The organism is Paraburkholderia sp. EB58 (assembly GCF_050436665.1).
Classification (GTDB): domain Bacteria; phylum Pseudomonadota; class Gammaproteobacteria; order Burkholderiales; family Burkholderiaceae; genus Paraburkholderia.
The window spans coordinates 123,956-144,284 of sequence record NZ_JBNDMQ010000025.1 but is presented as its reverse complement, the minus strand read 5'-3'; the positions used below and the strand labels follow the sequence as shown (position 1 = coordinate 144,284).

At 59.9% G+C, this 20,329-nt stretch carries 17 protein-coding genes; 10 read left to right on the top strand and 7 right to left on the bottom strand.

Going from position 1 to position 20,329, the window contains the following annotated elements; all coding sequences use genetic code 11:
* Positions 1–143: 143 nt before the first annotated feature.
* Together P3T40_RS30260 and P3T40_RS30255 are read left to right on the top strand one after the other, a co-directional pair.
* Entirely contained in the window at positions 144–245 is a 102-nt protein-coding gene (locus P3T40_RS30260; protein ID WP_429271388.1) for a DUF485 domain-containing protein, read from the top strand.
* Positions 242–1,876, top strand: a complete 1,635-nt coding sequence (locus tag P3T40_RS30255; protein ID WP_429271385.1) for a cation acetate symporter — start codon at positions 242–244, stop codon at positions 1,874–1,876. Before P3T40_RS30260 ends, P3T40_RS30255 begins: the two co-directional genes overlap by 4 nt.
* Before the next feature lie 84 nt (positions 1,877–1,960).
* Here the strand turns inward: P3T40_RS30255 and P3T40_RS30250 are convergent, their stop codons facing one another.
* Positions 1,961–2,251, bottom strand: a complete 291-nt coding sequence (locus tag P3T40_RS30250; protein WP_429271384.1) for a hypothetical protein — start codon at positions 2,249–2,251, stop codon at positions 1,961–1,963.
* Positions 2,252–2,474: 223 nt separating this feature from the next.
* Between P3T40_RS30250 and P3T40_RS30245 the strand changes: the two genes are divergently transcribed.
* Complete coding sequence (locus tag P3T40_RS30245) at positions 2,475–3,350, top strand: alpha/beta fold hydrolase (RefSeq protein ID WP_429271383.1); 876 nt, start codon at positions 2,475–2,477, stop codon at positions 3,348–3,350.
* Between the two features lie 115 nt (positions 3,351–3,465).
* Here the strand turns inward: P3T40_RS30245 and P3T40_RS30240 are convergent, their stop codons facing one another.
* On the bottom strand, positions 3,466–4,137 hold the full coding sequence (locus P3T40_RS30240) for a phosphohydrolase (protein WP_429271382.1): 672 nt from the start codon (positions 4,135–4,137) through the stop codon (positions 3,466–3,468).
* A 366-nt stretch (positions 4,138–4,503) separates the two neighbouring features.
* Between P3T40_RS30240 and P3T40_RS30235 the strand changes: the two genes are divergently transcribed.
* The 3 genes from P3T40_RS30235 to P3T40_RS30225 all read left to right on the top strand — a co-directional run bounded on the left by P3T40_RS30235 (position 4,504) and on the right by P3T40_RS30225 (position 13,331).
* Positions 4,504–5,616, top strand: a complete 1,113-nt coding sequence (locus tag P3T40_RS30235; RefSeq protein WP_429271381.1) for an alkene reductase — start codon at positions 4,504–4,506, stop codon at positions 5,614–5,616.
* Between the two features lie 199 nt (positions 5,617–5,815).
* The gene (locus P3T40_RS30230; protein ID WP_429271380.1) at positions 5,816–7,708 is read left to right on the top strand and encodes an ATP-binding protein; all 1,893 of its coding nucleotides are present in this window, start codon (positions 5,816–5,818) and stop codon (positions 7,706–7,708) included.
* Positions 7,709–7,778: 70 nt separating this feature from the next.
* Positions 7,779–13,331: a trifunctional serine/threonine-protein kinase/ATP-binding protein/sensor histidine kinase gene (locus P3T40_RS30225; protein WP_429271379.1), complete on the top strand. Its 5,553-nt coding sequence runs from the start codon at positions 7,779–7,781 to the stop codon at positions 13,329–13,331.
* Here the strand turns inward: P3T40_RS30225 and P3T40_RS30220 are convergent.
* The 4 genes from P3T40_RS30220 to P3T40_RS30205 all read right to left on the bottom strand — a co-directional run bounded on the left by P3T40_RS30220 (position 13,328) and on the right by P3T40_RS30205 (position 16,021).
* The gene (locus P3T40_RS30220) at positions 13,328–14,239 is read right to left on the bottom strand and encodes a YihY/virulence factor BrkB family protein (protein WP_429271378.1); all 912 of its coding nucleotides are present in this window, start codon (positions 14,237–14,239) and stop codon (positions 13,328–13,330) included. The two genes, P3T40_RS30225 and P3T40_RS30220, sit on opposite strands and share 4 nt — an antisense overlap.
* A 40-nt stretch (positions 14,240–14,279) precedes the next feature.
* A complete protein-coding gene (locus P3T40_RS30215) occupies positions 14,280–14,699 on the bottom strand; it encodes a DUF1810 domain-containing protein (RefSeq protein WP_429271377.1) in 420 nt (139 codons plus the stop codon).
* A gap of 81 nt (positions 14,700–14,780) precedes the next feature.
* On the bottom strand, positions 14,781–15,200 hold the full coding sequence (locus tag P3T40_RS30210; protein WP_429271376.1) for a GFA family protein: 420 nt from the start codon (positions 15,198–15,200) through the stop codon (positions 14,781–14,783).
* A 224-nt stretch (positions 15,201–15,424) separates the two neighbouring features.
* Entirely contained in the window at positions 15,425–16,021 is a 597-nt protein-coding gene (locus P3T40_RS30205; RefSeq protein WP_429271375.1) for a hypothetical protein, read from the bottom strand.
* A 243-nt stretch (positions 16,022–16,264) separates the two neighbouring features.
* Here P3T40_RS30205 and P3T40_RS30200 point away from each other — a divergent pair, with 243 nt between their 5' ends.
* On the top strand, positions 16,265–16,753 hold the full coding sequence (locus P3T40_RS30200) for a response regulator (RefSeq protein WP_429271374.1): 489 nt from the start codon (positions 16,265–16,267) through the stop codon (positions 16,751–16,753).
* Positions 16,754–16,837: 84 nt separating this feature from the next.
* Here the strand turns inward: P3T40_RS30200 and P3T40_RS30195 are convergent, their stop codons facing one another.
* Positions 16,838–17,017 (bottom strand): hypothetical protein, encoded by a 180-nt coding sequence (locus P3T40_RS30195; RefSeq protein ID WP_429271373.1) that lies wholly within the window; start codon positions 17,015–17,017, stop codon positions 16,838–16,840.
* A gap of 174 nt (positions 17,018–17,191) precedes the next feature.
* Here P3T40_RS30195 and P3T40_RS30190 point away from each other — a divergent pair, with 174 nt between their 5' ends.
* From P3T40_RS30190 to P3T40_RS30180, 3 genes are all read left to right on the top strand, one after another.
* A complete protein-coding gene (locus P3T40_RS30190; protein ID WP_429271372.1) occupies positions 17,192–18,502 on the top strand; it encodes an NRAMP family divalent metal transporter in 1,311 nt (436 codons plus the stop codon).
* Between the two features lie 291 nt (positions 18,503–18,793).
* Positions 18,794–19,666, top strand: a complete 873-nt coding sequence (locus P3T40_RS30185) for a manganese catalase family protein (RefSeq protein ID WP_429271371.1) — start codon at positions 18,794–18,796, stop codon at positions 19,664–19,666.
* A gap of 109 nt (positions 19,667–19,775) precedes the next feature.
* Positions 19,776–20,309, top strand: coding sequence for a hemerythrin domain-containing protein (locus P3T40_RS30180; protein ID WP_429271370.1), 534 nt, complete (start codon positions 19,776–19,778; stop codon positions 20,307–20,309).
* Positions 20,310–20,329: the final 20 nt, after the last annotated feature.

Sequence of the window (20,329 nt, the reverse complement as noted above, 5' to 3'; positions counted from 1 at the left end):
ATTCCGCACCTTCAGAGCGACAGAAATTGCGCTATATCATGCACTTGGCAAGCTCCCCGAGCCTACGTCCACCCACACTTTCTTCTGACGAACCAATTGTTCAGGGCTATCCGACGACCTGGGGCATCCCCGTCGGCTTCGGCATGTTCGTCTTTACATTCGCCCTGGTCGCCGTGTATGTCGCGCGTGCCAATTCGTCGTTCGACCATGCGATTAGCGAAATCCGCAACGGAGTTCAATCATGAAGCGCCTGTCTGCTCTAGCGAGCCTGCTGCTCGCTGCTGTTCCCGCATTGGCCGCGGCTCCATCCAGCGTTGCCCATGGACACAATCCGATCGCGGTCGGCATGTTCCTTGTGTTCGTCGCCGCCACGTTATTCATTACCCGCTGGGCAGCCCGCAAAAATAACAGCGTGGCCGATCACTACGCTGCCGGCGGCAAGATTACGGCCTTTCAGAACGGCTGGGCCATCGCCGGCGACTACATGTCCGCCGCGTCCCTGCTCGGTATCTCGGCTCTCGTGTTCACCAGCGGCTACGACGGCTTGATTTACTCCATCGGCTTTCTTGCCAGCTGGCCGATCATCCTCTTTTTAATCGCCGAGCCGTTGCGCAACCTCGGACGCTATACCCTGGCTGACGTAGTGTCGTACCGTCTGCAACAGCGCCCGATACGCGCGTTTGCGGCGTCGAGCTCAATCGTAATTGTTCTGCTCTACCTGGTATCGCAGATGGTGGGGGCCGGCAAGCTCGTCGAGTTGCTGTTCGGCTTCAACTACACCGTCGCCGTGGTGATTGTCGGGGTTTTGATGGTGGTGTACGTGTTTTTCGGCGGCATGCTGGCTACGACGTGGATCCAGATTATCAAAGCCGTCCTTCTGCTGGCCGGTGCGGCATTCATGGCGCTCATGGTGCTGGGACGCTTTGGCTTCAGCCTCAACGCGCTCTTCTCGCAAGCGATTCTCGCGCATCCCAAACACCTGACCATCATGAGTCCCGGTGGTCTCGTCTCGGATCCGGTTTCAGCAGTGTCGCTGGGCCTGGCGTTGATCTTTGGCACGGCCGGTTTGCCCCACATCCTGATGCGCTTCTTCACCGTTGGCAACGTCAAGGCGGCTCGCAAAAGCATTCTTTACGCGACCGGCATCGTCGGCATCGGTTACTCCCTGATCGTCATTATCGGTTTCGGCTCGATAGCACTGGTTGCGACCGACCCGGCGTACCACACGTCAACAGGCGCCGTGATCGGTGGCGCAAACATGGTTGCGATCCATCTCGCCCACGCGGTGGGCGGCAACATCTTCCTCGGATTTATCTGCGCGGTCGCGTTCTCGACTATTCTGGCCGTCGTCGCGGGCCTGACACTCGCCGGTTCATCGGCAATCTCGCATGATCTGTACGCGAATGTGATTCGTCGTGGTTCGGCATCAGACCGCGAGGAAATGCGCGTTTCAAGGATGACCACACTGGTTCTCGGTGTACTCGCTATCCTGCTCGGGATTGTCTTCGAAAAGCAGAACATCGCGTTTATTGTGAGCCTGACCTTCTCGATCGCAGCCAGCTCCAATTTTCCCGTGCTGCTTCTTTCCATCTACTGGCGGGGCATGACCACGCGTGGTGCTGTGGTCGGTGGCTCGCTTGGACTAATTACCGCCGTAGCGCTCACTATCCTCAGTCCGACCGTTTGGGTGCAGGTTCTGGGTCACGCTCATGCCATCTACCCATACGAATACCCAGCTCTTTTTTCGATGATCGCCGCATTCGCCGGGATTTTCTACTTTTCCCTCACGGATCGATCGGCACGTGCGGCTCATGAACGCAGCCTGTACGAGAATCAGCTTGTCGATTGCGAACTTGGAATGGTGAAGCAAGGTTAGTCGCTTTCGAACATCACCTGCCTCGCGACCTCTCCCGCCTCGTCGCAGCGGCCGGTTGCGGCGACGCGCGCAAGCGTAAAACATTCAGAACGATTCAGGATATTTAGTCTGCCGTGAAAGACGCAGCCGAGTATGCTCTATCAGGCGCAGCAAAATGAAAGGAAAGCAATGAATGCCAGACGTTTCGTCCGGGATCTTGCGGCACACGATCTTTCGCGCGACGAGCTCACTTTGCCGATTCAGGGCTCCATCAATGCGTTTCTGATCAATAAGCATCGATTCAGCTGCAAAACCCGATGGTTTCGGTCGAATACGATACCGACGCCCACGCTGCGCAACGTTCACGCCGGGCGATGTTGCAACTGGCGGCTTCAAAGCACCTCCTCGTCGGCGCTGCGCATATCTCCTTTCCGGGTCTTGGGCGCATGCGCGCCAATGGAAATACGTGCGAATGGATTCCGGTGAATTACGAAGGCGACCCCGGCAGGCGCCAGGACTGTTCTCGCAAGCAGCAGGATCTATCGAGGTTGCTGCAGTCGAAGACCGTGCCGCCCCAAACCATCAGGCTCATCAGGCTCAATAACGAGCGGGAGAGAACATGACCTCCACCCCCCAACTCATTGTCAATCACACGTGCCAGGCGAATGGTATTCGCCAGCATTACCTCGATTCGGGCAACGGCCCGGTCGTCGTCTTGCTGCATGGCTTCCCTGAAACCAGTTTTGCGTGGCGTTTCCAGATTCCGGCTCTAGCGGAAAAATTTCGTGTCATCGCGCCGGACCTGCGCGGCTACGGCGAAACCGACAAGCCGGCCAGCGGCTACGATAAGCGGAATATGGCGCAGGATCTGATTGCCTTGCTCGACGAACTCGGCATCGAAAAGATTGCCTTGGTCGGTCACGACCGAGGCGCCCGCGTCGCGACGCGGTTCGCTAAAGATCACCCGCAACGCCTCGACCGGCTGGTGGTGATGGACAACGTGCCGACGCGCGTCGTGGCCCAAAACATGAACGCGCAAACGGCACGCGCTTACTGGTTCTTCCTGTTTCACCTTGTCCCGGACTTGCCCGAAACATTGATTGCCGGCAAGGAAGCGGAGTGGCTGCATCATTTCTTCGCGGACTGGTGCTACAACCCGCACGCGATCGACGGGGTGGCCTTCGACACCTACGTCAGAGCCTATAAGCGGCCAGGCGCCGTCCGCGGCGCGATGTCCGATTACCGTGCCAATGCTGAGGACGTCAAACAGGATCTCGCCGATGCGGACACCAGGATCGCCTGTCCGACCATGGCTGTCTGGGGGGAAGACTTCTATGCAGTAGGAGGAATGTTCGATATGAAAGCGGTTTGGGAAGGCATGGCCAGCCAGCTGCGCGCGGAGCCGATCCCGCAGTGCGGACATTTACCGCAGGAAGAACAGCCGGAACGGGTCAATGCCCTGTTACTCGACTTCCTGGAAACCTGGAAAGGCTAAGGTCTGCATAACGATCTGCGCCCGTGCGCAGTCTTACGATACTGCTGCTAAAGCGACTTGTGACCGGTTTCGTACGCCATAGTGGATGTGGCGTCACTCGAACCGGCACGACCTGTCAGTCTTGCCACGGTGCACCAAGGATCAAGCCGCAGTAGTTGAGGCGCCAGTAGTCTGGGTTCACTCTCTCAAGGACGTCGGCACTGGCTGCCCCGAACGTTGACGCGGGCCGATGCGCCACGCCGTTGCCGACCGCCTCGATGAAGCGCTCCTTAAAACGGTCACCGCGCGGGAACGTATTCAGAATCTCCGCCTTGGCCTCGCGTGAGACGATGTCTGCTTTATCGCCGAACAGATCTGTGCGCACACCTGCAGCGAGCGATGCCGCGATGGGCGACGCATGATCTGGAATCTCGCTCGTGGTATGCAGTGCTACTGCATACCACGCCTCCAACACCGCCCGCTTCGGAACGCGGTGAGTCACGAGAAAATGCCGAACGGCGCTCGCACTGTCGATCTCGTAGCGCCGCTGGGAGCCGGCGTAGGCGCAGGTAAGGCCGACGTTCATGAACATCGCGGCAACGTATAGCAAATCGGCATTACACAGGAGTGCATGGTGCCGCGCCGCCAGCACAGCAAAAATGAATACCCGTTGCGCGTGGCGGTATAAAACACCTGGCAGCAAACTCTCCGCGGTCTTACGGGCATCGCGGGCGAGCCGTCCTTTCGGTATGTTTACGCCGCCAACCGGATTCAGAACCCCTCCTGGCGACGAGTCGTTCTGCCCCACATGCCGCTCCCGAGGAATGGGCCGATGGTGTGGCGGTCGCTCCACCGAATCACCGATCGGCTCGAACGCATCATTTCGAATGAATCGCCCGATAAACTGAAGAGTAAGATGCGATCGGAATAAAGATTCTTATTTGTCGCTTAATTTTTCTAAAGCGTGGGTCAGTGCGTTTATACGGCCCGACCACGAATTCAAGGCCATAGAGCGCCGTCTATCTCGACACTGAGCATTGCGCGCTGCGCAATGGTGTGTCGCGTGCTGTTGGGATTCTCTCAGCCCCACTTCGCCCTTACTTTACATACACCCTCAAACGCACTGCAGGCTGCGGGCTTGTAAGGCGCTTCACATCATTGACGGAGATCTACCATGACCAAACATCTGTTTACCCCGATCAAACTGGGCCGATTGTCCCTCGACCATCGCGTTGCGATGGCGCCGCTCACACGCTCGCGTGCTGGCCAACCGGGTAATGTGCCGACTGACATGAACGTCGAATATTATCGGCAGCGCGCTAGCGCGGCGCTGATCGTCAGTGAGGCAACGCAGATCTCGCAGCAGGGCCAAGGCTACGCGTGGACGCCGGGCATTCACACGGAAGAGCAGATTGAAGGCTGGCGTGCGGTCAGCAACGCAGTTCATGAAGAAGGCGGCCGCATCTTTTTGCAACTGTGGCACGTCGGCCGCGTATCGCATCCCGTGTTTCAGCCCGGTGGCGGCCTGCCGGTTGCACCCACGGCGATGCCCGTACCCGGCAAGACCTTCATTCTCGACGAAAACGGCAACGGCGCATGGGGCGACGTGCCGGTGCCCCAGGAACTGACCGTTGAAGGCATTCGTGAAATCGTCGCCGATTACCGGCGTGCGGCGCGCAACGCCATGGCGGCCGGGATGGACGGGATTGAGATTCACGCGGGGAACGGCTATCTGCTGGACCAGTTCATCAACAGCAGCAGCAACCACCGCCGGGACAGTTACGGCGGCAGCATCGAAAATCGCGCACGGCTCCTGCTTGAAGTCGTCGCCGCCGTCAGCGAAGAAGTCGGCTCGCAGAATGTCGCCGTTCGTCTGACACCGATGGGACGCTTCATGGGCATGGGCGACGAAGCGCCTGAGGCAACTTTCGGGTACATCGTGCGAAAGCTCAACGACTATGCCCTCGCGTATTTGCACCTCGTTGAACCAGCAATGGTAGGTGTGGTGAAGGACGAAAACTTCGATCCCCGCTGGGACGCCATCATGAAACTGCTTCGGGACGCATATACGGGCGTACTGATGCTCGCGGGCGGCTATGATCGCGACACGGCAGAACAGGCGATTGCGAGCGGCCGGGCCGACATCGTCGCGTTCGGACGCCCATTCATCGCGAACCCGGACCTGCCGGCGCGTCTGCGCGATGGACACCCGTTGAACCCGGCAGACACCAGCAGCTTCTTCGGCGGTGATGCAACGGGCTATATCGACTACCCGGCCTTGAGTTGAGCGTCATCGGGCCGCGCAAGACGCGTCGAGAACGCAAGCCGCTGGGGCGCCGCTTAAGTCAAGTCGCGCTACCGTTCAATACAAGTCTGGAAGCCGTGGCGCGCCTAATATCCAAGTGCCAACGAGGGCTGCGAGGTGACTTCTGCCACGGATTTGAGCTCGGAGGGGTGGAAATCCCGAACGTAACCAGGTATTCACGATGACTCAGATTGGTCGTTTTGAGCTTGATCTTGAGATGCGCACGCTGAGCTGCAGCGGCGAGCAAATACATATCGGCGCGCGCGCATTCGACATTCTCGCGCTACTTGCCTCCATGCGTGGCCGTCTGGTGACCAAAGACGAGCTCATCCGTTATGTCTGGCCGCACACCATCGTCGAGGAAAACAACCTCCAGGTGCATCTGTCGACACTGCGCAAGGCGCTTGGCACCGACCGCAACCTGATCATGACGCTCCCCGGACGCGGCTATCAGCTGGCTCAGAACCCACCGGATATGGCGCAATCCAAGGCGGCAAATAGTGGGGGTACGCAGGGGACTCTCCAGCCACTCGCCGGCAATCTGCCATTGCAGACTGGCGAACTGTTCGGGCGGGAAGCTGTGATTCACGATATTGCGGGCATGCTGGAGCAAGCCTATGCCGTCACGCTCGTCGGCGCCGGTGGAATCGGCAAGACGTGTCTCGCCGTAGCCGTTGCACGTCATGTCGCGAATCACTTTCCGGATGGGGTCCACTTCGCGGCACTGGGCGCCCACTCCAGTACATCCGCAGTCCTGAACGCAGTCGCCAATGCTTGCGGTCTCGCACTCCCGGACGGCAGCTTGACTTCCGCACGGATCGCCCGCGCGCTGGGCGGAAAACGCTGCCTCGTCGTACTTGACAATGCAGAACACGTGATCGAGATAGTGGCCGAATTGGCGGAGACGCTAACCTGTCACTGCCCCAACCTGCAGGTAATGACAACCAGCCGCGAGCCGCTTCGCATCGCTGTGGAAACGGTTTTCCGGGTGTCGCCGCTGGACGTTCCTTCAATCGACGCGCAATGCGAGGACGTGCTGGCGCATTCTGCTGTACGGCTATTTCTACACCGCGCCCGAGCGCTCCAGCCAGACTTTGCCAAAGACACCACGAGCGTATCGCTCGTCGGGGAAGTATGCCGCCGGCTCGACGGCATGCCGCTCGCCATTGAGCTGGCGGCCGCGCGCGCCACGACGTTCGGGATAGACGGCCTGCGCCGCAGGCTGGACGACCGGCTGAAAGTATTGACCGGAGGCTGCAGAAATGCTCTGCCCCGTCATCAGACACTGCGAGCGACCTTCGACTGGAGCTACGCGTTGCTGGACCAGGCCACCCGCACTGTGTTCCGCCGGCTGAGCCGGTTCGCAGACAGGTTCTCGCTCGAAGATGCCTGTTCTGTCGCAGGAGACGACTGGATCGATCCGATGCTGGTTGTGATGAGCATCAGTGAGTTGACTGAGAAGTCCTTACTGATGGTGGAATTCGAGGGCACGTTGACCCGCTACCGGCTGGCTGAGTCCACGCGTGCCTATGCGAGAGAGAAGCTGCACGACGAGGGAGAGGAACAAAGGATCTCCGCAGCTCACGCCCGGTGGCTGCAACAACGGTTCGCGACGCAATGGCAGTGCGCCGGCAATCTCGTGTCCCGTGATGCGCGTGACGCCATGCGCAACGACCTTGACGATGCGCGCAGTGCGCTAGACTGGGCGTTCTCACCCAATGGCGATGAACGACTGGGCGTCGAACTTACGGGCGCGCTCGCCGAGCCACTGCTGGCACAGTCGTTGACGCAGGAATGTTGCACGCGGGTCGGGGTTGCCCTCGAGGCGCTGGAGAGGCTGCCCAAGGGCAGCGTCGAAATCGTCTGCGAGTTGCGGCTTCACACCGCGTTCGCCATGACGCTGCTATTCACGCGCGGTCCGGTGACCGATGCATGCCGCCTCTGGCTCGAGGAGCTGACACGTGTCACCGAAGAGTACGACGATGTGGTTGAAGCACGCGCCATGCTGGGATTATTCAATGCGATGCTGAATGCCGGGCGCATCCACGCGTCGACAAAAGCGCTCTTGCGATAACGGCGGCAGTGATGTAGCGCAGGAACCTCGCCGGTGGTAGGCTTGCCGAGCATGCCACGGAGTCCTGCAGATGCCCTCATCCTTGAAAATCGGCGCCAGCGCGGATGCTGGCTTTAAGGTGATGTGGGTGGAGGGTCATCGTGTCTTTTGCCGAGGTTGGCGCGAGGCCACCGACGCCGACCGCAAGGCGGTGCGGGACGCGCTTTTCGCCACGGTGCCCCCGTCTGAAACCCCGTCCGGCAGCCTGACTCGCCTCGTGCGCGAATACGGCTTGAGGAACGAGCTGGATCGAGCCTGGGCAGTGCGGCCACTTGAGCTTGTCCGTGAAGGCGGCCGCATGATGCTCGTGCTCGAGGACCCCGGCGGCGAGCCGCTTGACCGCTATCTCGGTCGGCCGATGGAAGTCCGCACCTTTCTGCACTGGGCGATCGGTTTATCGTTCGCGCTGGGTCGACTTCACGAACGCGGCTTCATTCACAAGGACATCAAGCCGGGCAATGTGCTCGTCAACTCCGCGAGCGATCAGGTCTGGCTAACCGGTTTTGGCATCGCGGTGCACCTGCCGCGGGAACGCCAGGTGCCTGAGCCTCCGGAGTTCATAGCGGGCACGCTGGCCTACATGGCCCCCGAACAGACCGGACGCATGAACCGCTCGGTCGATTCGCGCAGCGATCTTTATTCGCTCGGGGTCACGTTTTACGAAATGCTCACAGGGCAGCTCCCCTTTACGGCCGCCGATCCCATGGAGTGGGTGCATTGCCACATCGCGCGGCAACCTGTTTCGCCCGGTGAGATGTCCGCTCACGTGCCTGCGCCACTCTCGGCGATCGTGATGAAACTGCTCGCCAAGACCGCCGAGGAGCGTTACCAGAGCGCCACCGGTGTCGAGGCTGACCTGCGCAAATGTCTCGCAGCATGGGAATCGACAGGCCGGATCGAGCCATTCTCTCTCGGCACCCAGGGCGCGTCGGACCGCCTGATGATTCCCGAGCGGCTGTACGGGCGGCAGCGCGAGATCGAAACGCTGCTCGCTTGCGTCGACCGGGTCGTGACCCATGGCACGGTCGAACTCGTGCTCGTGTCTGGCTATTCCGGCATCGGCAAATCGTCGGTGGTCAACGAGCTTCACCGGGTCCTCACCTCCTCGCGTGGCCTGTTCGCATCCGGCAAATTCGAACAGTACAAGCGCGACATCCCGTATGCGATTCTGACTCAGGCCTTTCAGAGCCTTGTGCGGCCGCTCCTGAATCTGAGGGAGAGCGAACTTGGCCCATGGCGAAACGCGTTGCGCGAGGCGCTCGGTCCTAACGGACAACTTATCGTCAATCTCGTTCATGACCTGGAACTCGTCATTGGACCGCAGCCGCCCGTTCCGGACCTGCCGCCGCAGGACACACAAAACCGTTTCCAGCTGGTTTTCCGGCATTTCGTCGGCGTCTTCGCGCGGCGGGAGCATCCGCTTGTCCTGTTTCTGGACGACTTGCAATGGCTGGATACAGCGTCGCTCGATCTCCTTGAGCACCTGATCACCCATCCTGATGCGACGCATCTGCTGCTGGTCGTGGCGTATCGCGACAACGAGGTCACTCCCCAACACCCGCTGGCGCGAACGATGGAGGCGATCCGCGAGACCGGCTTGCAAGTGGACGACATCGTGCTGGCCCCGCTCGTGCTCGACGATGTCTGCCAGCTCGTCGCCGACGCACTCCGCTGTAAACCCAGCGACTGCCGTCTATTGACGGAACTGGTGCAGGATAAGACCGGTGGCAATCCGTTCTTCGTGAATCAGTTTCTTATCACGTTGGCGGATGAGGGATTACTTGTCTACGACGCGGTTCAGCAGGCGTGGCAATGGGACATGGAAAGGATCCGCGCCAAGAGCTACACGGACAACGTAGTAGACCTGATGATAGGCAAGCTGAAGCGGGCATCCCCCACGACACAGAAGGCGCTGATACGGCTCGCCTGCCTCGGGAACTTCGCAGCGGTGACCACTTTGCTGCGGGTTCAGGAGGAGCCCGAAGAAAGGATCCATTCGGAACTTTGGGAAGCCGTCCGCGCTGGCCTCATCATCTACCAGGACGACGCTTACAAATTCCTTCACGACCGCATTCATCAGTCGGCTTATTCACTGATCGCGGAAGAGCACCTTCCAGAACTCCACCTCAGGATAGGACGCGCGCTGCTGGCGAACATTACGCCGGAGGAGCTCGACGACCATTTATTCGAAGTCGCTAATCAGCTCAATCGTGGGGCCACGTCGCTGATCGAGGGTGCCGAGAAATCCCGGGTGGCTGCGCTAGACCTGCGCGCTGGACAAAAGGCCAAGGAGTCGGCCGCCTATGCCTCCGCGAGCGCCTATCTTGCGGCCGGCATGACCCTACTGCGCGATAGCGCTTGGAAGGACAATCACAAGCTGATGTTCAGCCTCTGGCTTGAAAGCGCCGAGTGCGAGTTTTTGACCGGTAACCTCGGCAAGGCCGAGCATCTGATTGGGGAGTTGTTGCAACACGGAGACTCGAAAATTGACCTGTCGGCTGTCTATCATCTGAAGATCGAATTGCACGTCGTCAAGGGGGAATACTCACAAGGGGTCGACAGCGCCCTCACCTGCCCGCGTCTCTTCGGCATTGACATCCCGGCGCACCCGAGCTCAGCGCAACTCCAGTCCGAATACGACACGTTCTGGCGCAATCTCGATGGGCGCCCGATTGAGAGTTTTATCGAGCTGCCGGTGATCGTCGACGAGGAACTGCGAGCTGCCATCGAGATACTCGCGGCGCTGCATACCTCCGCCCTGTTCACCGACTCCAACCTGTATTGCCTGCTTCAGTGCCGCCTGGTGAATCTCAGCATGCTATACGGCATGAGCGGCGCCTGTGCACGTGGCTATGCTGCCCTCGGGCACCTCTTGGGAAGCGTGTTTCACCGCTACGAAGACGGCTATCGGTTCGTCAAGCTCGCGTGCGATCTGATCGAAAAGCACGGGTATATCGCCTATAAAGCCAAGACCTACTACATGATGGCAGCCTGCGTTTTCTGGACGCGGCCCATCTCAGTGGTACTGGAATTTCACCAAGAGGCATTTCGCGTTGCAAACGAAACGGGCGACCCTGCTTACGCCTGTTACAGCCTGTATTTGTCGTTCATGGACCTTCTCTTGCGCAACGATCCGCTAGACGCCGTATGGCGCGAGTCGGAGCGGGGTTTGGCTTTCGTGACGAAATCGGGGTTTCGCGACATCGCGGACATTATCGTGGTTCAGCAACGCTTTATCGCCACCATGCAAGGCCGGACAGCGGCGTTCTCCACCTTTAGCGGCGGCGGGTTCGACGAAGCAGCCTTCGAGTCACAACTGACCGCGGACCGGATGCCTCTGCTGATCGGCTGGTACTGGATTATCAAACTGAAGGCGCGCTTCCTGTCGGGGAACTACGCCGAGGCACTGGCCGCAGCCGGCAACGCCAGGTCGCTCCTCGGGGCAGGTGCCAATCAGATACAGATGCTCGAGTATTGTTACTATGCCGCCCTGACGATGGCGGCTTTATACGAAAAGGCATCCGCTGAGAATCAGACGCTGTGGCGCGACATGTTGGCAAAGCACCAGAGCGATCTGCATGCGTGGGCCGACAACAACGCACCGACTTTTGGCGACAAGCACGCACTGGTTTCGGCCGAGATCGCCCGCATCGCAGGACAGGATGTCGAAGCCATGCGTCTATACGAGCAGGCCATTCAATTGGCTAACGCCAGCGGCTTCGTTCAGAACGAGGGCATCGCCCACGAGCTTGCTGCACACTTCTATCTTGATCGCGGATCGACGACCGCGGGACTCGCACATCTTAAAGAAGCTCGCCACTGTTTTGCGCGCTGGGGGGCCGCAGGCAAGATCCGTCAGATCGAACAGTTTCACGGCAACCTGAGCCACGATCCGAGGCCGACACTGTTCACCGAAGTCTTTGACGCCGCGGTCACCCAACTCGACGTCGCCACTGTCATCAAGGCATCGCAGGCCGTCTCCGGCGAGATCGAACACGGTAGCCTGATCAAGACGCTCATGAGCATCGCAATCGAGCATGCGGGCGCCGAGCGTGGGCTGCTTATTCTCATGCGGGGAGAAACGCTACGAATCGAAGCGAAGGCGCAATTCGACCAGAGGACGGTTAAGGTCGAACTCCAGCAGGAAGCGGTGACACCGGCCTCACTGCCCGACTCCATTGTCCGAACCGTCATCCGAACACAGCAAAGCGTGATTTTGGACGATGCCTCGGCCCCGAATCCGTTTTCGGCTGATCAGTACCTTCATAAGGCGCGCGCGCGCTCGGTGCTTTGTCTGCCCCTGATGAAGCAGTCGAGGCTCGTCGGGCTGCTTTATCTCGAGAACAGTCTGACGCCGCACGTGTTCACACCTGCGCGGACCGCCGTACTGGAACTGCTGGCGTCACAGGCGGCTATCTCGCTGGAGAATGCGCGGCTCTACAATGACCTTCTCGAACGCGAAGCGAAAATCCGGCGCCTTGTAGATGCCAACATTATTGGCATCTACATCTGGGATATTGACGGGCGCATCGTCGATGCCAACGAGGCCTTCCTTCGTCTTCTCGGCTACGACCGCAAGGATCTCATCCTGGCTCGCCCTCGTTGGCGCGAACTGACGCCTGCCGAATGGCGCGACGCCGACGACCGCAGCGTGGCAGAGCTGAAAGCGAGCGGCACCGCTAGTCCCTATGAAAAGGAGTACTTTCAAAAAGACGGCAATCGGGTTCCAGTCCTGGTGGGGGCTGCGAACTTCGAGGAAGGCCGGGACGCAGGCGTTGCCTTTGTGGTCGACCTGACCGATCGCAAGCGGGCCGACAGAGCAGCGAGAGAGGGCGAACGGCGGTACCGCGAGGTAGAGACTGAATTGGCACACGCCAACCGCGTCGCGACGATGGGGCAACTGTCGGCCTCGATTGCCCACGAGGTCAACCAACCGATCACAGCCGTCGTCACCAACGCCGATGCCGCCGTGCGCTGGCTGGATACGCTGCCGCCGGATATGGGCGAGGTCCGTCAGGCACTCGCTCGCATCGTCGCGAACGGTAAGCGCGCGGGCGACGTCATTACCCGGGTTCGCGCGCTCGTCACGAAGACGCCTCTGAGGAAGGATTCCGTGGAGATCAACGATTCGATACTTGAGGTCATTGCCCTGACCCATGGCGAAGCGGTCAAGAACAACGTCTCAGTGCAGACGCAACTCAGCGAAGCTTTGCCGCTCGTTGAAGGCGATCGCGTTCAATTGCAGCAGGTGATCCTGAACCTGATTGTCAACGCCGTCGAAGCAATGAGCGACGTCGATAAACGACGCCGGACGCTACTTATCCGCACCGCTATCACGGCGGGGGGCGTGTTGGTCGAAGTACAGGATTCGGGTCCCGGCCTCGCGCCAGCGAGCTTTGAGCACGTCTTCGACGCCTTCTACACGACCAAATCCAGTGGGCTGGGGATGGGGTTGTCCATTTGCCGTTCAATCATTGAAGCGCATGGGGGGAAACTGTGGGTGAGCTCAGGCTTGCCTCGGGGTGCGATCTTTCATTTCACCTTGTCTGCTCATCCGCGGAGTGATGTATTCCCCTGTTCCTAACTCGGCGCGCGGCGTGGATTTGCCGCCCCATGCGCACTATCGCCAGACGTCGCGCGCCCGCTTAGACTCGCGGCAATTTCCGAACCAAACAGAAAGACGATCGCCGAAAAGTACAACCACATCATCAGGACAGCTAGAGAACCTGCGGCGCCGAACGAGTTCGCTGTGCCCGCATGCACGAGATAAAAACTAAACAGATGTCGGCCCACCGTGAAGAGTATCGCTGCGGTCAAACCACCCCAAAGCGCGTGACGGAATCGAACGTTCACGTCGGGCAGCCATTTGATGAGCGCAGACAGGCCAATCGTGAGAATGACCAGCGCGAAGACCGACTGGGCTACTGCCGCGAGGATCACCAGTGTCGAATCACCAAACAGCGCATGGCCAGCAAACTGAATCGCAGTATCAAGCACCAGCGAAACGACCAGCAGAAAGCCAAGGCCCATCACCAATCCAAACGATATCAGCCGGGCGCGCAGCAGAAGCGCAAGCCCGGCGAATCCTTTGGAAGACTCAGCGTCGAACACAACGTCCAGTGCCGTATTGAGTGACGAGAAAGTCGCCGACGCCCCGACTGCCAGCAACACGATCGACGTCACAGCGGCGATGCCGCTCCCATTTGCCCGATGAGCATGCTCCACGATTGCCTGCATGGCGCCAGCGGCGTCGTTGCCGAGAATGCCTTTGACATGGTCGAAGAGTTGCCCCTTTGCGGCATCTTCCCCGAAGAACCAGCCGGCAACGGCGAGCACAATAAGAAGCGTCGGTGCGAGCGAAAAGGCCGAATAGAATCCGATGCTCGCCGCCATCATCGAGCAGCGGTCAGTTGCGAATTTGCTGATAGCGTTTCGCGCTACTGACGTCAGGGGCGGCCTGCGCGAGATATTCTGAGCGTTAGCGTTGCGCATTTTTTTCGCCTCTTCATGTCAGACCGCCACGCGATTCCTGCTAAAGCAGGCGCAGCGTGTCGGGATCGGCCTCGCCATGGAAATACTTATGCAACGCGTCGTCGAAAACCTGGTGGTCGTCGGTGGCGCGCGCGAACAGACTCATTGAGGACCGGAACTTCAGATAGTCGGGATAACCAAAAATGTCCTCGATCGAGCGCCCCTCCACGCGATTGACCAGCCGCGTCGTTTCGCGCAGGCGTTCGCCGAGTACCGCATGACGTATGTAGGCTTGCGCTTCCGCCAACGACGAAATGGCAAAACGTTGCGCCATCGCGCTGTTTCCAAGGCCGCGGATTTGCGGAAATACGAACCACATCCAATGGCTACGCTTGCGTCCATTGGCGAGTTCGGCGCAAACCTCGGCGTACAGCGGATTTTGGGCGTCGACAAAGCGCTGAAGATCATACTGGTCGTCCATCATGAACTCCCCTGCGAAAACAACGATGCGACCGTCGGCGTGGCCGCCGGGTCACGTCTGCGCCTGGAATCGCCGCCACCACTACCTGGTGCGGTCTTCCACGTATTCGGTGCGGACGCCCTTCGGCAACCATGGCTCCTTGTGGCAACACCACAGTTCATCAGTCGGCTCGTAAATTCCGACATGATCGAACGCACCAAGGGGTATGTCCAACTCGTCGCTGCTTGCATACTCCATAAAAGCGACCGAACCACACGTGGGGCAGAAATGCCTTTGCGCGTTACGAGAACTCTGCCACGCCTGCGTAGGGCCGGTAAACTGAACTGCCTCACGCGCGAACATGGCGTAAGCGCCGAACGCGCTCCCATGCACACGGCGACACGGCATGCAATGGCACATCGAAACCCGCCGTGGCTTTCCGGCCACGCGGAAGCGCAAGGCGCCGCAGGCGCATCCGCCGGTTTGTTCAGGCTGGGCGTTCGGTGTGCTCTCTGTGTCCATGCTGCCTTCCCGCCTCAGTGTTGCGATGCCATCAGGTTGCGTGAATTGCCGTGGAGTCGAGCATGCGACGTGCCACCTGGTTTCTGGCTTGAATTGAAGGCTTAAAACCTGCCCGTTTCGGCAACACCGCAGAACCAGAGGCCTACGGGTTTCCCGCTTTGCAAAAGGTACGCGTAAGGGAGACGAACTTTTCGACGAGCTTGCAACCGCGCAGAGACGGTGAATCAGGACGGGAACCTATCCGAAGCAGCGTGTCTGTTCGCCTCGGCCAGAAGCGCCTCGCGGAATTCCGCAAGCCGCTGTGGATAGTCCTCGGCGTCGCCGTACTGGATGAATTGCTCGTACCTTGCATGCGTACCCATCAGCTTGCGAGCATGCTTGATGGGGCACCAGTACTGCTCGGTCCGGGCGGCGATTTCGGCGCCGTAGGCGATCAGGCCGTTCGCGTAGGCGCAATAAGCGCAATTGAACTTCTCGATGAAGTTCAGGTACTGCAGATGCCAACGATCCATCGCCATGTAATCGGAGCGTTTGACCTTTTCAATCCCGTATACCGGAAAGCAAATCGCTTGATAAACGAAGAGGCCACAGTCGAAAAAAAGCAGTGACACGATCAAGCCGTAGATGAATGGCGCGACGAGGATGGTCGGTGGGCTGCTCTTGAAGAACCAACTCAAGAGTCCTCTGCGTGACGAGCGGTGCGCTGCGCGCACTGCGTCGTCAAATTCAATCCGTTTGCCATTGAGCTGATAGAAGAGTGGCATTTCCCTTTCACTTAGGGCTGCCTCGAGTTCGTCTTCCAGCGCGCCGATCTGCGCCACCAGGCTCCTTATTCTTTCGTCCACGAAACCTCCAGACTTTTCCCGGCGCTGACTCACGGGTATTTAGACCGCCGAACTAACAGCAAAGGCAATCTCCTCGCGAGAGACATGAACCAGTGGGCCAATGTTGTGAGACGCAAGAGTCGTACCTGGTCGTAAGCACTCGAGCGGGAATATCCGATGCTGGAAATCAGCACGTGCTGCCGATATGGGCCGCGCGCGCCCTTTCCACGAGGAGGATGCATGAAAGCGCTAGAGCGGCTCCCTAGCGTACGCAACGGAGCGAAAGTGGACCCATTCTCACCGGCCCCCAAGGCGACTGTATGGCGCCTGCCGCGCGCCGCATCACTGGAAAACCGTCTGCTGCTGATCGCAGACGACGACCAGCTTGCATGCCAGTCTGCCGCGCACGTCCTGCGTCTCGCTGGTTTCGATGTACTGACTGCATTCAGCGGATCCGAGGTGCTGCGTCTCGCAGGCGTCGCCCGGCCCGGGGTGGCCATACTGGACCTGTCCATGCCCTTAGGAAGCGGTTGGGATGCGGCAAGTGCGCTGAGGAGTGAGGCGGAGGAGATGCTGCTAATCGCGCACACGGGCTTTTCCGCGCAAGCTGAGTGGCAGCGCGCAAAGCAATGCGGATTCGATGCCTACTTTGTCAAACCGTGCGACTACGAGCGCATGATCCAGTTGATCAAGGCCTATTTCTGGCCGTCGGGGAAAGGGCGTGCATGACATGGTCTGGGTCACTGTGAGCGGCGCTACCCTCGCGCGTGTGTCGAGGGTCTGGCTATCGCGCCCCTTCCTGGGACCTGGGCGTTAGTCCGGCCGTAGGGACTCATCCGTGCCAAGCTCATCCTCATCTTCCGGAGAAGCACCTGGAGCAAGCGGATCGGTTCGCGGCAGCGTGCCTGGTAGCGGGCGTGGCTGATCTTCCGGTTCATCCAACGGTTGATTAGCGGGATCGGCAACGGGATCAATGGTGGGATCTGTTTGCATGGCTAAGCTCCGGTGGGTTGATGGCTAGTCGGCCGTGATGAAGACAATGGGCAACGGATATGGCCACTACCCGCCATGACATCAAGCATGGCCTGTTCCCGGCCGCATCACGCGGGCCGCCTAGGGGCACTGCCTGCGAGTCGCACCTGCGGAACGCGCCTTGCTTCCCCTGCGATGATGAGTCATGCATACCGGCACGCAAGCGTTCAGAGGACCAGGGATCGAGACGAGACCCCCGCTCACTCCTGGGCGGCCGATCCGGGACCCGGACTCATCTCCGCGGCTAGTGACAACGATCCCAGCGGTATCGTCACCTATTCGCTGGCCGGCGCGCAGTTCGGTTACGAGATGCTGTGGGCGTGCATCCTGTCGTATCCGTCGATGGTGGCCTTTCAGCTCGTGGCGGCGCGAATCGCGGCGTCGACCGGCAAGGGGCTCACGGCGAACATGCGCGAGCACTATTCGCCGTGGCTATTCTATCTGGCGGTAGCTCGATTCGTGGTTGCCAATACCTTCAACGTTGCGGCCGACGTTGTCGCGATGGGCGTTGCCGCGCAATTTCTCTGGCATGGATCGGTGACGGTGTTTACCGCCTTCTTCGGAATCGTGTCGATGGCGCTTCAGTGGTTCGTGCCGTACGCACGTTATGCCCAGGTGCTGAAATGGCTCACGGCAACCCTGTTCGCCTATGTCGGCGTCACCGTTGTGCTGGATCTGCCGTGGCGTGCAGTCGCTTTTCAGGCGTTTGTGCCTCACATCACCTGGACCGTGGACTACTTCACGATGCTGCTCGCGGTGCTTGGCACGACAATCAGTCCGTATCTGCTGTATTCGCAGGCCGAGCAACAGGTTGAGGAAATGCGAGAGGACGGCGGCCAGTACGACGGCGGCCATGGCGACTCGCTCGAGCGTCATCTGACCCGGGTGCGCAAAGATACGCTGATCAGGACCGCATTATCGAATTCGGTGGGGATTTTCATCATCTGCGCCGCCGCGGCGACGCTTCATTCGATGCAGTTCGGCCTTCACGATGCAGACGGCACCGCCCGCATCATCGAACCGCTGGCGCATGCTTTTGCCGGTCCCGTGCTCGGGCTTGCTTTCATTGGCACGGCGCTGCTCGCATTGCCGCCGCTCGCGGGTTCGGCCGCTCATGCTACGGCGAGCGCACTCGAGCGAGGGCGCGGTGAGGAGCGCAATCGGGTCATCGCGCTGGCGCTGATGACAATCATGGCGCTGGGCATCGCGATCGGCGTGGCGCTGTCCCTGATGCGCTTCGAGCCTATTCGCGTGCTCTATTGGGCGGCGGTGTTGAATGGGTCGACGGCCACACCGGTCATGGTTTTACTCGTCCTGCTGAGTACGAAACGCTCTGCCGTCGGCGATCTCAGCGCGCACTGGACGCTGCGCGGGCTGTGCTGGCTCGCGACGTTGTGCATGGCCGCCGCGTTTTGTGCGCGGTTCGCATGCGAGTGGCTTTCCTGAGTTTGTGAAGCGGGTCTGAGTCTTGCGCGGGTACAAGGCGAATAGAACCAGCGCTGCCGAGCAACGTTCACACAATGCATTTTGCGTGCGCCTCGAAACGCTCCGGGAATACTTCATGCTGAATCGGTAGGTCTCCTTTATTCACCTCGTGCGACTTGTCGTCGTATCCACGCCAGAGCGGTTGCTCTGAGATCCGGGCGCCCGTGCCAACGGGTGCCATGCGGCCCTTCGGCCGTCTGGCTGCCCGGCGCCGGTCGTTTGCCGGCCAAGACTGCTCACCTCGAGAAAATCATGTTTGTTCACAACAAGCGCCTGCAATACACGGTCCGTGTCGCCACGCCCAATCCTGGCCTCGCCAATCTGCTGCTCGAACAGTTCGGTGGCCCGCAAGGTGAGCTCGCCGCCGCCTGCCGCTACTTTACCCAAGCCGTCGGAGAGGACGACCCGGGCCGCAAGGACCTGCTGTTCGATATCGCCACGGAAGAACTCAGTCATCTGGAGATCATCGGTTCGATCGTCGCGATGCTGAACAAGGGTGGCAAGGGCGAGCTCGCCGAGGCTGCTGAATCGGAAGCGGAGCTTTACCGCTCGCTTACCGGCGGCGGTAACGATTCCCATACGACCGCCCTGCTGTACGGCGGCGGCCCTGCATTGACTAACTCCGCCGGGGTGCCGTGGAGCGCGGCCTACATCGATACCATCGGCGAGCCGACCGCCGATCTGCGCTCGAACATTGCGGCCGAAGCGCGCGCCAAGATCATCTACGAGCGGTTGATGAACGTCACCGACGATCCGGGCATCAAGGAGGCACTCGGCTTTCTGATGACGCGTGAGATCGCCCACCAAAAGTCGTTCGAGAAGGCACTGCATTCCATCCAGCCCAACTTTCCGCAGGGGAAACTGCCGGGCGTCCCGGAATTCAGCAGCGTCTACTACAAGATGTCGGAAGCGGACGGCGCACCGCGCGGTCCCTGGAATGAAGGACCCGAATGGGAGTTTGTCGCCGATCCGCAACCGGCCGTCGACGGCGGTGACGGTACTGCGACCGTAAAGGTGCCGAAGGAAGTCGTTGCGGTGTTGCAGGCGATGGCGTCGCGCACTGCTTCGGACACCTCTATTGACCCAACCACCGGCGCTGACCTGGGCGCCGGCCAGGAAGTCTAGGGCTTACACGGTGGCTACGGCGGCCACGGCGGAATGTGGCTGCCGCGCTTTTTTTGAGGCGTGTATTGGGTCGTGTGACGTCGATCGTTTTTTAATTGGGAGAACAGAAATGGCAGAGACTGCAGACAAGACAGAGGCTACCGCAACGCGCGAATCCGGCAAAGTCGACGCGCTGGTGTTGCTCGAGGCGGACCACCGTGCGGTGGAAAAATTATTTGACGCCTTTGAAAAGGCTGGCTCCGATCTGGAGGCGAAAGCAGCACTCGCGCAACGTGCCTGCGAAGAGCTGAGCGTGCACGCAATGATCGAGGAGGAATTTCTCTACCCCGCCGCCGCCGATGCGCTGCCCGGTAGCAACCTGATCGATGTCGATGAAGCGTATGTCGAACACTATCTGGTGAAGGCGCTAATCAAGCGCTTCGAAACGCTCAAGGCAGGCGATAAGGGTTTCGATGCCACCTTCAAGGTGATGTCGGAGCTCGTCAAGCACCACGTCGAAGAGGAAGAGGACGAACTGTTTCCGGAGTTGCGGCGTTCGAAGTGCGATCTTGCCGCTCTCGGGCGAAAGATCGCGGCGCGCAAGGAAGAACTGGATGGCAAGCTCGAAGCGGTTGGGAGCAAGCTCGTCGGGGATAAGACCTGATCAGCTCACAGGTAGCATCA